General features: G+C 61.0%; 14 protein-coding genes. 11 read left to right on the plus strand and 3 right to left on the minus strand.

Features of this window, described 5'->3' with window-relative positions:
* Positions 1-55: 55 nt before the first annotated feature.
* From GH665_RS14680 to GH665_RS14710, 7 genes are all read left to right on the plus strand, one after another.
* Positions 56-1,579, plus strand: a complete 1,524-nt coding sequence (locus tag GH665_RS14680) for a fumarate hydratase (protein ID WP_153136467.1) — start codon at positions 56-58, stop codon at positions 1,577-1,579.
* Positions 1,580-1,771: 192 nt separating this feature from the next.
* Positions 1,772-2,251 carry a bacterioferritin gene (gene bfr, locus GH665_RS14685; RefSeq protein WP_025496401.1) on the plus strand — a complete coding sequence of 160 codons (480 nt, stop codon included), beginning with the start codon at positions 1,772-1,774 and terminating at the stop codon, positions 2,249-2,251.
* 192 nt (positions 2,252-2,443) lie between these two features.
* Positions 2,444-3,331: a glutamate racemase gene (murI, locus tag GH665_RS14690; RefSeq protein WP_153136468.1), complete on the plus strand. Its 888-nt coding sequence runs from the start codon at positions 2,444-2,446 to the stop codon at positions 3,329-3,331.
* A 214-nt stretch (positions 3,332-3,545) separates the two neighbouring features.
* A complete protein-coding gene (locus GH665_RS14695) occupies positions 3,546-3,782 on the plus strand; it encodes a (2Fe-2S)-binding protein (protein WP_153136469.1) in 237 nt (78 codons plus the stop codon).
* Between the two features lie 247 nt (positions 3,783-4,029).
* Positions 4,030-4,758: an energy transducer TonB gene (locus GH665_RS14700; protein ID WP_153136470.1), complete on the plus strand. Its 729-nt coding sequence runs from the start codon at positions 4,030-4,032 to the stop codon at positions 4,756-4,758.
* 28 nt (positions 4,759-4,786) lie between these two features.
* On the plus strand, positions 4,787-5,518 hold the full coding sequence (locus GH665_RS14705; protein WP_153136471.1) for a MotA/TolQ/ExbB proton channel family protein: 732 nt from the start codon (positions 4,787-4,789) through the stop codon (positions 5,516-5,518).
* A 16-nt stretch (positions 5,519-5,534) separates the two neighbouring features.
* Positions 5,535-5,954 (plus strand): ExbD/TolR family protein, encoded by a 420-nt coding sequence (locus GH665_RS14710; protein WP_153136472.1) that lies wholly within the window; start codon positions 5,535-5,537, stop codon positions 5,952-5,954.
* Positions 5,955-6,357: 403 nt separating this feature from the next.
* Here the strand turns inward: GH665_RS14710 and GH665_RS14715 are convergent, their stop codons facing one another.
* A complete protein-coding gene (locus GH665_RS14715) occupies positions 6,358-7,344 on the minus strand; it encodes a LysR family transcriptional regulator (RefSeq protein ID WP_153136473.1) in 987 nt (328 codons plus the stop codon).
* A 122-nt stretch (positions 7,345-7,466) separates the two neighbouring features.
* Here GH665_RS14715 and GH665_RS14720 point away from each other — a divergent pair, with 122 nt between their 5' ends.
* The 4 genes from GH665_RS14720 (at position 7,467) to hemP (ending at position 9,938) form a co-directional block, all read left to right on the plus strand.
* A complete protein-coding gene (locus GH665_RS14720) occupies positions 7,467-8,345 on the plus strand; it encodes a pirin family protein (protein ID WP_153136474.1) in 879 nt (292 codons plus the stop codon).
* Between the two features lie 180 nt (positions 8,346-8,525).
* Entirely contained in the window at positions 8,526-8,927 is a 402-nt protein-coding gene (locus GH665_RS14725; protein WP_153136475.1) for an OsmC family protein, read from the plus strand.
* A 69-nt stretch (positions 8,928-8,996) separates the two neighbouring features.
* Complete coding sequence (locus tag GH665_RS14730) at positions 8,997-9,479, plus strand: SRPBCC family protein (protein WP_153136476.1); 483 nt, start codon at positions 8,997-8,999, stop codon at positions 9,477-9,479.
* Between the two features lie 192 nt (positions 9,480-9,671).
* Positions 9,672-9,938 carry a hemin uptake protein HemP gene (gene hemP / locus GH665_RS14735; RefSeq protein WP_153136477.1) on the plus strand — a complete coding sequence of 89 codons (267 nt, stop codon included), beginning with the start codon at positions 9,672-9,674 and terminating at the stop codon, positions 9,936-9,938.
* Positions 9,939-10,246: 308 nt separating this feature from the next.
* Here hemP and GH665_RS14740 read toward each other — a convergent pair whose 3' ends face one another.
* Positions 10,247-11,653, minus strand: a complete 1,407-nt coding sequence (locus GH665_RS14740; protein ID WP_153136478.1) for a 4Fe-4S binding protein — start codon at positions 11,651-11,653, stop codon at positions 10,247-10,249.
* A complete protein-coding gene (locus GH665_RS14745; RefSeq protein ID WP_153136479.1) occupies positions 11,650-12,495 on the minus strand; it encodes an FTR1 family iron permease in 846 nt (281 codons plus the stop codon). Before GH665_RS14745 ends, GH665_RS14740 begins: the two co-directional genes overlap by 4 nt.
* Between the last annotated feature and the right edge of the window lie 23 nt (positions 12,496-12,518).

The raw sequence follows: 12,518 nt of genomic DNA on the forward strand, positions 1-12,518 counted from the left end.
CCGCACTGCCCTGCGTGTCGGAATAACAAGCGCCATTGTCCCCACTGAGCTAGCCATGACCGTCATCAAACAGGAAGATCTGATTCAGAGCATTGCTGATTCGCTTCAGTACATCAGCTATTACCACCCGCTCGACTACATCCAGGCCTTGGGCCGCGCTTACGAGCTCGAAGAGAGCCCGGCCGCGAAGGATGCGATCGCGCAGATTCTCACCAACAGCCGCATGTGCGCCGAAGGCAAGCGCCCGATCTGCCAGGACACCGGCATCGTCACGGTGTTCGTGAAGGTCGGCATGGACGTGCGTTGGGACGGTGCGACGATGGGCGTCACCGAGATGATCAACGAAGGCGTGCGCCGCGGTTATCTGAACCCGGACAACGTGCTGCGCGCATCGATCGTGAGCCCGCCGGAAGGCGCGCGCAAGAATACGAAAGACAACACGCCGGCCGTGATCCACTACGAAATCGTGCCGGGCGACAAGGTCGACGTGCAGGTGGCGGCCAAGGGCGGCGGCTCGGAAAACAAGTCGAAGTTCGCGATGCTGAATCCGTCGGATTCGATCGTCGACTGGATTCTGAAGACTGTGCCGACCATGGGCGCGGGCTGGTGCCCGCCGGGCATGCTCGGCATCGGCATCGGCGGCACCGCTGAGAAAGCGATGGTGATGGCGAAGGAATCGCTGATGGATCCGATCGACATTCAGGACGTGATCGCACGCGGTCCGCAAGACTGGATCGAAGAACTGCGCGTCGAACTGCACGAGAAGGTCAATGCGCTCGGGATCGGCGCGCAAGGTCTTGGCGGTCTTGCCACCGTGCTCGACGTGAAGATCATGGCCGCACCGACGCACGCCGCGAGCAAGCCGATCGCAATCATTCCGAACTGCGCAGCGACCCGTCACGCGCACTTCACACTCGATGGTTCGGGCGTGGCGAAGCTCGAAGCACCGTCGCTCGACGCATGGCCGAAAGTGCAGTGGGAACCGGATACGGAAAAGAGCCAGCGCGTCGATCTGAACACGCTGACGCCGGAACAAGTCGCCTCGTGGAAACCGGGCCAAACGCTGCTGCTGTCGGGCAAGATGTTGACGGGCCGCGACGCCGCGCACAAGCGCATCGCCGACATGCTCGCCAAGGGCGAAAAGCTGCCGGTCGATTTCACGAACCGCGTGATCTATTACGTCGGCCCGGTCGATCCGGTGCGCGACGAGGCAGTCGGCCCGGCAGGCCCGACCACCGCCACGCGCATGGACAAATTCACCGAGACCATGTTGTCGCAAACCGGCCTCATTTCGATGATCGGCAAGGCCGAGCGCGGCCCGGTTGCGATCGAGGCGATCAAGAAGCACAAGGCCGCGTATCTGATGGCCGTGGGCGGCGCGGCTTACCTCGTGTCGAAAGCGATTCGCAGCGCGAAGGTTCTCGCGTTCGAAGACCTCGGCATGGAAGCGATCTACGAGTTCGACGTGCAGGACATGCCCGTGACGGTTGCCGTCGATTCGAACGGTACCTCGGTGCACCAGACCGGCCCGAAGGAATGGCAAGCGAAGATCGGCAAAATTCCGGTCGCGACGGTTTGATCGCTATTGACATCCGCTGAATAATTTAAAGCCGGGGCCTGAAACCCCGGCTTTTTTTATGATGAAATGAGAACGGTACGCATCACGCGAAAAACCCTCTGAAATCAAGCGAAAATCTGATTTTTTGCCTTGGCTTTTTGCGTTTCGGCGTTTATTGTTCTGGGAAAATCAAATCCCCTACAAGGACACATCATGCAAGGCGACAAGAAGGTCATCGAATATCTCAACTCACAGTTGAAAAACGAACTGACCGCGATCAACCAGTACTTCCTGCACGCGCGAATGTACAAGCACTGGGGTCTCGAGAAGCTCGGCAAGCATGAATACGACGAATCGATCGGCGAAATGAAGCACGCCGACTGGCTAATCGAACGCATTTTCATGCTCGACGGCCTGCCGAACCTGCAAGACCTGCACAAGCTGCTGATCGGCGAGGAAACCAAAGAAATCCTCGCTTGCGATCTGAAGCTCGAACAGATTTCACAGAGCACCTGTAAAGAAGCGATCGTGTATTGCGAATCGGTTCGTGATTTCATCTCGCGCGAAATCTTCGTGAAGATTCTCGACGACACGGAAGAGCACATCGACTGGCTCGAAACGCAACTGGACCTGATCGACAAGGTCGGCATCCAGAACTACCAGCAAACCGCAATGGGCTCGATCGAGTCCTGATCGAACCAAGCTGAAAAAACCCGCGCGCCGGCTCATGGATCCGTTCATACGCCATCCGGCCTGGCTGGTGATCAGCCGGCAAGCGAGCCGGCTCGTTTATCAAAGCAGGCGCCGTGCGGGCGATATACTTGCGCACTTCCCCGTTTTCGTGAGTTTCCCGTGACCGGTGCGCCGCGCGTCTCCCTATCGCCTATGTCCACAGAATCGCCGTCTTCAAGTGTCGGGATTGCCGCCTCGGGTGACAATTCACGAGCGCCGGTCGGCATTTTCGATTCGGGTCTGGGCGGTTTGTCGGTGTTGCGGGCGGTTCGGGCGCAACTGCCCAACGAGGCGCTCATCTACGTCGCCGACTCGCTCTACGCCCCCTACGGCGAACGCGACGACGACTTCATCGCCGATCGCACCCTCGCAATCGGGGAATGGCTCGCAAAACAAGGGGCGAAAGCGCTGGTGGTCGCGTGCAACACGGCGACCGCACAGTCGATCGCGCTGGTCCGCGAAAAGCTGGCGATCCCGCTGGTGGGAGTCGAGCCGGGCATCAAACCCGCCGCGCTGCAGTCGAAAACGCGTGTTGCCGGCGTACTCGCCACTCAGGTGACTTTGCGCAGCGCCCGCTTCCAGGCCTTGCTCGAGCGCTACGCCAGTGATTGCCGTTTTCTTTGCCAACCGGGCCATGGGCTCGTGCAGGCGGTGGAGCGCTGCGACGTCGGGTCCGCTGAACTGCGCGAACTGCTGCGCAGCTACCTGGAGCCCATGCTCGACGCCGGCGCCGACACTCTGGTGCTCGGTTGCACCCACTATCCGTTTCTCGATGCGGCGATCCGCGATATCGTCGGCGACCGGTTGATGCTGATCGATACGAGCGTGGCCATTGCGCGCCAGCTGGAACGGGTACTCGACCAGCATGGGCTGCGCGCCACACCGGAAAGCACCGGCACTGTTCCGGCCCGCTTTTATTCGACCGACGACGGCTCACATCAGCAGCAACTTGCCGCTACCCTGCTGCATATTGACGCAACGGTCGACCAGGTCGTGATCCCTTCGCGCCGCACGGCCGCGCCGGATTCCCAAGCCGCATAAATCCGTTGCCCGCTGTGTTTCAGGCCTTCAGACGGCCTTTTCGCGTGCTTTTCAGACGTTTTTGCCCTCTTCCCGCCGCTCGCGCCCGACCCCTCCATTAGACGAAACCCTTCTAAGAGTCTGGTTTTGTTACAAAAAATGATGCAGGACGCTTGCCAAACCGGCCAATCAAAATGATAATAGTTCGCATTAACGTTAGCTATGACGCCCTGCCATGATTGTCTGTGTCTGCAAGTCTGTTTCTGACCGAAAGATCCGTGCCTCGATCGCGGAAGGCGTCGATTCGTTCGACGAACTCCAGTTCGAGCTCGGCGTCGCTATCTGCTGTGGAAAGTGCGCGGATTCCGTGCGCGGCGTCATGATGGAAAGCGGCGTGTGCGCGAGCCGTTGCGGCTTCGATCATCACGCGCAGGCCGTGCCGCTGACGTTTTACGAACGCAAGGCCGCCTGAGACCGTTTGCAGGGCGTGGCCCAGGCCGCGCCCCGGGGCTTGCCGCCCCACTGCTTCACGCGTTATCCCACTGCCGTCAGCAAGCCAGTATCCGTACCAGCCAGCTACCCCGCTCATCCGTTAAAAGGAGTTCGAGATGGAATTGCTGATAGGTTTCGTGACCACTTTGTTCATTTCGCTGCTGATCTTCCGAACATGACGATGTCTTGTCTGACGTGCCGCATCGACGGCACGCCTCCACGCTAACATGCAGGCCTCGCATACCGTTTCAGCCCGCACCACGCCGGCTTCGTCCCTCAGAATGAACTCCCGTGCCTTGACCGCGACTGCCGCGGTCGCGGCGATTCATGTCGCTTTGCTCGCCGTGATCCTGACGCTGCGTCATGACCCCACGCCACCGGCAATCGAATCGCGCGTCATGACCGCGCAGTTGCTGCCGCCGGCACCGGTGGCCGCGTCCGTCGCGTTGCAATCGATCGCGCCGCCACCGCCCAAGCCAACGCCGCCGGTCCATACCAAAGTCAAAGTCCAGCCAAAGCCGACACCGACGCCCAAACCAGCGCCTACGCCGCTACCCGTGGCTGCCGCGCCATCGCCCACGCCTGTCGCCGCGCCTGATCCGACGCCGCCCGCGCCGGCTGCACCGCCCGTTCAGGCCGCACCGGCAGTAGGCCGTCCGACGATGGAAATCACCGCGCCGAAAAACGTTTCGCACATCGACTGCAACATGGTCACGCCAGAGTACCCGTCGCTGTCCAAACGGCGTGGCGAAACCGGCACGGCCTACGTGAAGTTCGTGGTCGGACTGACGGGCAAGCTCGAAAACATCGAACTGAAAAAGAGCAGCGGCTTCAACCGTCTGGACGATGCCGCGCTTGCCGCAGCGCACGCGAGTGCCTGCAAACCCTATCTCGAGAACGGCCAGCCAATTCGGGCCGCGTACACCCAGCCTTACAACTTCAATCTGAACGATTGAGGCGGATTTTAAAAAAGAAGGAATAGCAATGCAAAACTACGGACTGGCGCACGTGTGGGCGCAAGGGGATTTCGTGACGCGCGGTATCGCGCTCGCGCTGTTGGTCATGTCGGTGATGTCGTGGAGCGTGATCGCCATCAAGGGCTGGAATGTGATGCGCCTGAACCGTCTCACGAAGAACGCCGAGCAGCAGTTCTGGCATTCGGACGACCTCGCCGATGGCGTGAAGAAACTCGGCGCCGGTTCGTCGACGCCGCAGGACAATCCGTTCCTCGCGCTCGCGCTGTCGGGCCAGGAAGCCGCCGATCACCATCATCAAACCCAGCCGCATCTGCACGACCGCATGGACGTGTCGGACTGGGTGACACGCTGCCTGAAAGACACGATGGATGAAAGCGTCGCGCGCATGCAAAGCGGTCTGGCGATTCTCGCCTCGATCGGCAGCACGGCTCCGTTCGTCGGTCTGTTCGGTACGGTGTGGGGCATCTATCACGCACTGCTGGCAATCGGCGCGAGCGGCCAGTCGTCGATCGATCAGGTCGCGGGCCCGGTCGGCGAAGCGCTGATCATGACCGCGTTCGGCCTGTTCGTGGCGATTCCGGCCGTGCTCGGCTACAACGCCCTGACGCGCGCCAACAAGGCGATCGTCGCCAAGCTGAGCCGCTTTGCGCACGGTTTGCATGCGTTCTTCGTGACGGGCGCCCGTCTGTCGTCGTCCAAGCGCGGCGACGGTTTGCGTCTCGCCACGCGCGCTCACTGATCGACGAGGTATTCCGATGGCAATGAGCCCCTTCGCCAGCGACGATGACGACGGCCTGATGAACGAAATCAACATGACGCCGCTCGTCGACGTGATGTTGGTTCTCCTGATCGTCTTCATGGTGACGATTCCAGTGATTCGTCACGCGGTCAAAATCGATCTGCCGCATGCAAGCAGTCAGAAGGAAGATACCAAGCCCGCGCAAGTGACAGTCGCGATCGATGCGGACGGCAACGTGTTGTGGGATGACAAGAAGGTCGACGACGCGGCACTGAGCGCGAAGATTGCAGAAGCCGCGCAAGCGAATCCGCAGCCGGAGCTGCATCTGGATGCGGACCGCAAGGTCGCCTACGAGAAAGTGGCGGAAGTGATGTCGGCGGCGCAGGCCGGCGGCCTCACCAAGATCGGCTTCGTCACGCAGCCTAAAACGAAATAAGGGCAAGCGCTCCGCCTGTGGCATCGCGCCCCTGTTAAGCAACGCCTGCCGAAAAAGCAGAATAGCCCTTGAAACAGGTGCTAAAAGTAAAAGGCCTTCATCGTCAGATGAAGGCCTTTTTTTGTGCGCACTCGGCGCCTTCGGGCGGCGGGATCACTTACCGTCAGAAGATGACTGATAGCTCGAATCACCGCATGCGACAGCCGTGGTCGACACGGACAGCGCGGTCAGCCCTATCAGGCCCACTATCATAGAGGCCATGAGTTTTCGCATAAGAGACTCCTTAGCGAAGGGATTTCACTATAGGCCCGCAAACGCGCGCATTCAAGCAAACTGCCATTGAAAGTACTCATGACAGGCGGCGCTTAAATGCTAAAAGCGATGTTGCCACCCGGAATAAGTGCTATGACGCGACCGCGAGAGCCGACTGCGCGGCGTCTTGTGTTTCTCGCGTCGGACACTCGCCCATGATGTGTTTACCTTCGTCCGGATCGAGCATTTCAACCAGATAATCGACGAACGCCCGCACGGCCGGCACCATTCCCTGCCGCGACACAAATACCGCGTACAACTGCGGCGTCGGAAACGTCCAGCCCGGCATCACCGGCGACAACTGCCCCGCGCGCAACGCGCTGCCATACATCATTTCCGGCAACGCGGCGATACCCACACCGGACAGCACCGCTTCACGAATCGTCATCAGATCGGCCGTGACGAGGCGCGGCTCGTGTTCGTGCGCGTGGCGCGTGCCGTCCGGAGCAATCAGATCGAAGACGTGGCGCCCGTCGCCGGTCGGCACGTCGAGCGTTTCAAAACGGCTGAGATCGGCAGGCAACAGCGGCGGCGCATTCTGCTGCAACAGGCTCGGTGCGCCGACCAGCATCTGCTGCGTGCGCCACAGCGGGCGCACCACGATGTTGGCGTTCTCCGGCGGATCGGAACGCACGCGCAACGCGATATCGATCGAATCGTCGAACAGATCGACCACGCGGTTCGTCACGCGCATCACAACCCGCACTTCCGGATAGCGATGCATGAACTCCGGCAGAATCTGCGACAGGATGGTTTGCGAAACCGTCACCGGCACGCTCACGCGCACCGTGCCGCGCGGCGACGAACGCAGCTGCTGCACCACGTTGACGGCCGCCTGCGCCTCGCTCAGCATCGCCTGACAGTGCTGGTAGAACAATTGACCGGCTTCAGTGAGCGCCAACTTGCGGGTGGAGCGTTGCAGCAGGCGCACGCCCAGCGACGCCTCCAACTCGGTCAGCCGACGCGACAGGCGCGACTTGGAAATACCCAGCACGCGCTCGGCGGCGGAAAACCCGCCATGTTCGACGACCTGCGAAAAGTACATCAGGTCATTCAGATTATGTGAATCGATCTTCATCTCATCGTTCCAGTAATAGAACAATCCATTGCGTAAGGGCGGCTGGCACCTAGGAAAACGGTCCCTATAATAGCTCTATGTTTCAAAAATAACGCTATTCCCCATTTTTTGAGGTGACTTTGATGAGCACGACGCGCACGATCGAACGCACGTTTCCCGCCGTTCGCACGACCGAAGGTGGCGGCTTTATCGTCCACCGCCCATTTCCGACCCGCCTACTGATGGATTTCGATCCGTTCCTGCTGCTCGACGAAATGGGTCCGATCGACTATGCGCCGGGCGAGGCCAAAGGCGCGCCGGATCATCCGCATCGCGGCTTCGAAACGGTCACCTACGTTCTCGAGGGCCAGTTCGGCCACAAGGATTCGGGCGGCCATTCCGGCACGTTGCGGGCCGGCGACGTGCAATGGATGACCGCGGGCGCAGGCGTTGTGCATAGCGAAATGCCGGACCCGTCGTTCGTGCGCTCCGGCGGGCGCGTACACGGCTTGCAGTTGTGGGTGAATCTGCCGCGCCGCGACAAGATGATCGAGCCGCGCTATCAGGAGATACCGTCGGCCAGCATTCCGGTCGCGACGTCCGCGGACGGCAAGGTGCGCGTCAAGGTCATCGCGGGTGAGGCGCTCGGCGTCAAGGCGGCGATTGAAACGCGCACGCCGATCCTCTACCAGCATTTCTCGCTGCAGCCGGGCGCGACGATCCGGCAACCCGTGCCGGCCGACTATCGGGTGTTCGCTTATAGCCTGTCGGGTAAGGGCTTTTACGGCGAAGGCGACGCGCGTCAGGAAATCGATGCGCAGAAGATGGTGGTGTTTCAGAACGACGGCGAGTCGGTCACGCTGAGCGCCGGCGCCGAGCCGCTCGAAGCACTGCTGCTCGGCGGGGTGCCGCTGAAGGAGCCAGTCGTGCGTTACGGCCCGTTCGTGATGAACACCGAAGATGAGATCCGCCAGGCCGTAATCGACTATCAGGCCGGACGCATGGGCGCGATCACGCACTGATTGCCCCTGCCAATGCGCGTTGCCGCTCACGATTGCGGTGACGCGCCACCACCGCGCCGCCACGCACTGGCGCGAAGGCCGGTAAATTCGTTCACAATAGTAATTTATGCCGCGCGCCACACCGTCTAAACATGACGGACCGTGGCGCGCGGCGATTTCCGTCCCTGTTCAGGAGCGCGCATGGCAGAGTCCCACGTCACCGCCCACATCGGTTCGACGAATTACCAGGTTCTTTTAGACGACGGCAAGCACACATGGCTCTCCGACGAACCCGAGTCCGCCGGCGGCGGTGATCGCGGGCCTTCGCCCGTCACGATGTTGCTGTCGAGCCTCGGCGCTTGCACGTCGATCACGCTGAAGATGTACGCTCAGCGCAAGGGCTGGCCGCTTGCCGACGTGCGCGTGGCGCTGTCGCTCGAAAGCGGCGACGCGGGCACAACGATCGACCGCAAGATCATGCTGGAAGGCGATCTGTCCGACGAACAGCGGGAACGGCTCTTGCAAATTGCCAATGCGTGCCCGGTTCACAAGATCCTCACGCATTCGATCACGATCCGTTCGGGTCTTGCCGCTGTCGCCTGAAGCAGGAAGGGTGCGGCACCGGCTGACGGGACCGCACCTATTGCAACGCTTTCATAGGAAGCCGTCGTTTTGAATTTCGAACACCTTATCCAGATCAACGATCCGTTGAATCCGCTTGTCGACCCGATAACCCGCGAGCAGTTGTGGGAAGGTCTCGTGCTCCGGGCTGAACAGCCGCAACTGTTCGTGATCGGCCTCGACAGCTGCACCATCCTTTCGCGCGAAGCCGACACGCTCGAACGGGAACTGCACTACGGCCAGGCCACCGTGCGCGACCGTGTCACGCTGCAGGATCGCCAGAGCGTGCGCTACGACATTCTGCCGACGGCGGACTATGTCGGCGGCTCGCTGACCATGACGATCGAGCAGCCCGACGAACTGCAGTTGTTCCTGCGCTTCGAATACACGACCACCCTGCCCGTGTCCGACGACCAGGACGCCGTGCAGACGCAGGAAATCGTGAAGTCGGCGTATCGCGAGAACGATATCGATACGGTGCGGCTGATCCGCCAGTATGTCGTGGCGAGGCAAGAACCCGGTTCGTTGCATTGATGTGGATGCGGGCGCCCTGCCCGCATCGTTGTACCGGGCGAGGCCGCTAGCTGGAAGGTGGCCTGCCTTTTTCTGCCGTTCGCCTCCACCCTTCCACTATCGAAAGCCAAATCCGATGAATTTCTCTTTCTTGTAAATGGGAATAGTTATCATTTAGAATTAATCCATCGAATCGACCAACAGCTAAAACGAATGACCGATCTCACGCGCTCTTCAACCCTCAGCCTGCGTCGCCCGGCGGCCGCGCTGACCAGCCGTCCGAAACCGTCGACGGCGACGGCGACGACAACCGCCGCGAAGCCGGCAGCGGATCGCGCCAACGGTGCCAGCGAAAAGTCGGATCGGGTCGTGCGCAGCGACGCACTGCTGCAAGGACACAGTCACGTCAGCATCGTGCATAACGGCGAAACCTATCAACTGCGCGCAACGCGCTTAGGCAAGCTGATCCTGACGAAGTAACAGGCAACACCGAATAGCAGTCAGTACCGGGTATTGTGGGGACCACCTCCTCGAGAGGTGTTGGGCATTAGCCAGCCACGACGGCTTGCACGTGAGAACTAGACCCCTTCGTGCAGACACCAAGCCAGCCGTCGCAGCCAGCCAGGCCGCTTTTTTGGTTCTCACTCAATGCGGATAGACGAACGACATCGTGTATCGCAAGACAGGAAAAGAAAAAGCCGTGGGATGTTCATCTCCACGGCTTTTTGTTTTGAACGGCGCCGATCAGGTTTCGACAGCACCACGAAGCGTTAGAACCTCGTTATGACCTACTTCGACGCCCAGCCCCAGAACATCAGCCACCACGCACTATCGACCACCGCCAGCGCCGCGGCGAACCACACCATCGCGAGGCTGCGTTGAACGAAGCGCTCGCTATAACGGCGTGTGACGAGCCACGCGAGCCACGCACTCCACAGGTTGGCAATCGCCAGAATCGCGATACGCATATCCGACGCCCACCATAACGGCACATGTTCCGCGCGCAGCAGCGACAGCGTGGTCGCCGACAAGCCAAGGAACACCCCTGCGCCTGCGATCGGAATGAGGCCTTGCGTCAAATGATGCAGACGCACGGTATTGAAGCGCCCCAGCATGCGCGTCGCGCCCATCAGCAACACCAGCAACGCGGTGCCGTACACCAGCGCGGTCGCGAGGATGTAGCCGATCACCATCGTGCCGTCGAGCCACGAGAATACGTCGTTCTGCTCAGGGTAATGCGTGAACAGGAACCACGGCGCGTTGGTGTCGAGCGGCCAGGTGATGTCGTGATCGACCAGCCAGTTGGCGAAGAACATCTTCAGGTCGATGAACCAGCGCGAAGCGGTCCAGTGGAACGCGCCGATCGCGATACCGAGCAGGCCGTACAGGATCAATGCGGTATCCCACGGGTTCGCCTGTTTGTCGCCGAGCTGCACGACTTCCGACGACGGCGCACGCCACGTCAGCGCGACCGCGTCGCGATGCCCGCTGCAACGGCCGCACATATGGCAATCCGCCGCGCCCTTCATATTGCGCAGCGGTACCAGCGGCGCGCAGTTGATTGGAATCACGCGATGCCCGTGCTCGCCGTTCTTGTACGACCGGCGCCACGCATCTTCATCGACTTTGTAGTGGAACGGCGCGAGACGCGCCAGTAGCGAAAAAACCCCGTTGACGGGGCACAGATACTTGCACCAGACGCGCTTCTCGCGTCCGTATAGCAAGCCGATGATCATTGCCGCGAAAGTCGAACCGCCGAGCACCAGCAGCACCGCTTTCGGATACTGGTAGACGCTGACCATCTGGCCGTAGATGGTCGTAATGCCGAACGCGACGAATGGCCAGCCGCCCCAGCGCATCCAGCGGGGAATCGCCCGGCCGCGGCCATACTTGCTCGCGAATTCCGCGAGCGCACCCTCCGGACACAGCACACCGCACCAGACACGGCCGAGCATCACCATCGACAGCAGCACGAACGGCCACCAGATGCCCCAGAACACGAACTGCGCGGCAAGCGTCAGGTTGCTCCACAGATGCGCGGTATCGTCAGGTAGCGGCATCACCGCCGGCACCAGAATCAGGAACGCGTACACGGCCACCACGACCCACTGAATGCCGCGGATCAGGCTGCCATGACGCTGCATCCACTGCCCGGCCGCAGCGAGCCGGCCCGGACGAGTCATCACGGCACTCATGCTGCGCGCCCGGCGGCCTGCTGCGCCGGCTTGCGATTCGCGCGACGCACCAGCAGATAGACGACCAGCCAGTACACGGCGTAGGCGATCAGATTCATCAACGCAGGGTGAGCGCGATAACCGGTGAGTGTCGCGACCAGCGAACCGAACGTACTGGAATCATCGAGGATGGCCGACGAATTCCACATCTGGCCAACGATTGTCGGCAGGATTTCCTTGTCGATCAGCTTATCGACACCGGTCTGGAACAGGCCCGCGCCGAGGAACAGCAGCATGATTTCCGTGACACGGAAGAAGAGCCGCCACGAGAAGATCTTGCCGCCCAACTGCAACACATAGAAGGTCAGGAATGCGAGACCGAGACCGATCGCCACCGCGAGCATCTGGCTGCCGTCCACCTGACCCGATTGGCCAAAGCCGAGACCGTACAGGAAGATCACGGTTTCGCTGCCTTCACGTGCGATCGCCAATGCGACCAGCAACGCGACGCCCCACCAGTTCGAATCGTGCTTGCTCTTTTGCAGCGACTGTTCCATGTCGCGCTTGAGCGAGCGGCCATGCTGCTTCATCCACAGCACCATCTGCACGATCAGCACACAGGCGACCAGCACCATCGCGGTCTGGAAATAATCCTGCGCGTCACCGGAAAGCACCTCGGTGAAACCGACCAGCGCCGCGCCGAGTGCGACCGCCGCGATCAGACCGGCCGCGACGCCGCCCCACAGGTACGGCAAACCACGGCGCGCATCGTCGTCGCCATTTTTCAACCATGCGTACAGGATGCCGACCACCAGCAGCGCCTCAACACTTTCCCGCCACACGATGAATAGAATCTGACCCATCCAAGCTCTCCCCTCTACCCTGC

Source organism: Paraburkholderia agricolaris (genome assembly GCF_009455635.1).
Taxonomy (GTDB): Bacteria; Pseudomonadota; Gammaproteobacteria; order Burkholderiales; family Burkholderiaceae; genus Paraburkholderia; species Paraburkholderia agricolaris.

Bases quoted from the DNA above. Each gene is read 5' to 3' on its own strand.
- GH665_RS14715 (WP_153136473.1), bottom strand. From the start codon at position 7,344: ATGAAGATCGATTCACATAATCTGAATGACCTGATGTACTTTTCGCAG.
- hemP (WP_153136477.1), top strand. From the start codon at position 9,672: ATGACCGATCTCACGCGCTCTTCAACCCTCAGCCTGCGTCGCCCGGCG.
- GH665_RS14695 (WP_153136469.1), top strand. From the start codon at position 3,546: ATGATTGTCTGTGTCTGCAAGTCTGTTTCTGACCGAAAGATCCGTGCC.
- GH665_RS14700 (WP_153136470.1), top strand. From the start codon at position 4,030: ATGCAGGCCTCGCATACCGTTTCAGCCCGCACCACGCCGGCTTCGTCC.
- GH665_RS14745 (WP_153136479.1), bottom strand. From the start codon at position 12,495: ATGGGTCAGATTCTATTCATCGTGTGGCGGGAAAGTGTTGAGGCGCTG.
- GH665_RS14710 (WP_153136472.1), top strand. From the start codon at position 5,535: ATGGCAATGAGCCCCTTCGCCAGCGACGATGACGACGGCCTGATGAAC.
- GH665_RS14705 (WP_153136471.1), top strand. From the start codon at position 4,787: ATGCAAAACTACGGACTGGCGCACGTGTGGGCGCAAGGGGATTTCGTG.
- GH665_RS14680 (WP_153136467.1), top strand. From the start codon at position 56: ATGACCGTCATCAAACAGGAAGATCTGATTCAGAGCATTGCTGATTCG.
- GH665_RS14720 (WP_153136474.1), top strand. From the start codon at position 7,467: ATGAGCACGACGCGCACGATCGAACGCACGTTTCCCGCCGTTCGCACG.
- bfr (WP_025496401.1), top strand. From the start codon at position 1,772: ATGCAAGGCGACAAGAAGGTCATCGAATATCTCAACTCACAGTTGAAA.
- GH665_RS14725 (WP_153136475.1), top strand. From the start codon at position 8,526: ATGGCAGAGTCCCACGTCACCGCCCACATCGGTTCGACGAATTACCAG.
- murI (WP_153136468.1), top strand. From the start codon at position 2,444: ATGTCCACAGAATCGCCGTCTTCAAGTGTCGGGATTGCCGCCTCGGGT.
- GH665_RS14740 (WP_153136478.1), bottom strand. From the start codon at position 11,653: ATGAGTGCCGTGATGACTCGTCCGGGCCGGCTCGCTGCGGCCGGGCAG.